The organism is Aeromonas sp. HMWF014, from assembly GCF_963878295.1.
GTDB lineage: Bacteria > Pseudomonadota > Gammaproteobacteria > Enterobacterales > Aeromonadaceae > Aeromonas > Aeromonas popoffii.
In genome coordinates this window covers 1-1,448 of record NZ_CAWNYS010000024.1, presented here as the reverse complement: position 1 = coordinate 1,448, position 1,448 = coordinate 1, and the positions used below count along the sequence as shown (strand labels likewise).

The window sequence follows — 1,448 nt, the reverse complement described above, 5'->3', positions numbered from 1 at the left end:
GGGGCCGGTCATGATCCCGAAGGATCGCCTGTTAGGGCATCGATTTCCAGTGGTTGCGTGCGGCTTTTTAAAGAACAACAACAAACAGGCGAAGTGCACCTGCTCAGCACAATATCTCATACTCTTCTTTTATATGTCTACAGTTGAGACCGTGACATTAATCACATAAAAATCAATAGAGTATGAAAGCACCAACATGCAAATGAAAACAACAAAAAGCCATTTTCGCAACAACCCAACAACATCTTATCAAAAACATCTATTATTGATGTCGAGTAGTCATATCTGATAAATAAGATGCACAATGCCATATTTATTAACGTTATGTTTTGAACTGAAAAATGAGGCCGCGCAGGCGGCCTAAATTTATAGGCACACCCCATGCTGAATCCGCCCCACCAAATGGATAACTGCCTGAACCCCCATATCTGTAGTCAACAATGTTGCTGGAGCGACTCCACCGAGGCCCCAGGCTGGGCGGGTTAACCATGACACACCCTTGACGGTATCGTTCCTGTGGAAGAGGAGTACCGCATCGAGGGCCTGTGCAGCTCCATATACCCTGGCACCCTGCGATATTGATAGGGGGGCTGCAATCCGCAGCTTGCGGGCCAGTGTACTCCGGCTAATACAAGCCCACTGGCAAACCATCCCCACATCAGTCTTCATCAATTCAGCGAGCCGATAGAGTATGTCCGGTGATACGCCAGCCACGATCCATAGATGTGCTCCTAGTGGGTCACGAGGAATACCAAGAGCTTCCAGGAGAAAGCTCGCAGTAGCTGCGTCACTACCAGGATGATAGGTTGCATAGGGCATCATGTAGCATTCCTCATTGTACAAACACGACCTTTCATGAGCTATCCTACTCCAAACTGTCGCTTTGAGTGGAAGATTCACAGCAGAATGCCCCTGCATTGAGGAGGGCTGATGGCCGAGTTAGTCTGTACTGAACCAGGTTTAGGCATTGAGTTTGGGACTACTTTTCAGGTTCTATCGGAGAACGGCTCTGAATGGGAAATCCTGTTGGGGAATGAATACCGCAGGATCAACAAACGCAGCGGGCGCGTTACAGGTTGGAAAACACCTCCAAAATTTGAGTGCAAAGAGATCCAAAAATAACATATCAAATGAGTGCTCAATGCTGGTTATGCCTGTAATAATGTTGACTAGCGGCTTCACCTTGTCATAAAATCAAGACATAGGGAGAGTCGCTACCCTAAGTGCGAAGTTGAAACAAGGGAGAGTCGCTACCCTGAGTGCGAAGTTGAAAAAATACTGAAACCCTGCCTCGTTGCAGGGTTTTTTGCATTCTGGAGGCATGGATGTGTAGTGGTCTAGTCATTCAAGACTACCTCTTAAGTTAAGAGGGGTGAAGTGTCTGGATCCTCAAGGGGCCTAGATTGGCCCCTTGAAGATCCAGACACTTCGCCCCTCTTAACTTAAGA

The 1,448-nt window shown here is 47.4% G+C and carries 2 protein-coding genes; one reads left to right on the top strand and one right to left on the bottom strand.

Annotated elements, in window-relative coordinates:
• Positions 1-366: 366 nt before the first annotated feature.
• The gene (locus AAC083_RS00805; RefSeq protein WP_258224848.1) at positions 367-819 is read right to left on the bottom strand and encodes an antitoxin Xre/MbcA/ParS toxin-binding domain-containing protein; all 453 of its coding nucleotides are present in this window, start codon (positions 817-819) and stop codon (positions 367-369) included.
• A gap of 111 nt (positions 820-930) precedes the next feature.
• Here AAC083_RS00805 and AAC083_RS00800 point away from each other — a divergent pair, with 111 nt between their 5' ends.
• Complete coding sequence (locus tag AAC083_RS00800) at positions 931-1,122, top strand: hypothetical protein (RefSeq protein WP_108537831.1); 192 nt, start codon at positions 931-933, stop codon at positions 1,120-1,122.
• The last annotated feature ends 326 nt before the right edge of the window (positions 1,123-1,448 follow it).

Bases quoted from the DNA above. Each gene is read 5' to 3' on its own strand.
- AAC083_RS00805 (WP_258224848.1), bottom strand. From the start codon at position 819: ATGCCCTATGCAACCTATCATCCTGGTAGTGACGCAGCTACTGCGAGC.
- AAC083_RS00800 (WP_108537831.1), top strand. From the start codon at position 931: ATGGCCGAGTTAGTCTGTACTGAACCAGGTTTAGGCATTGAGTTTGGG.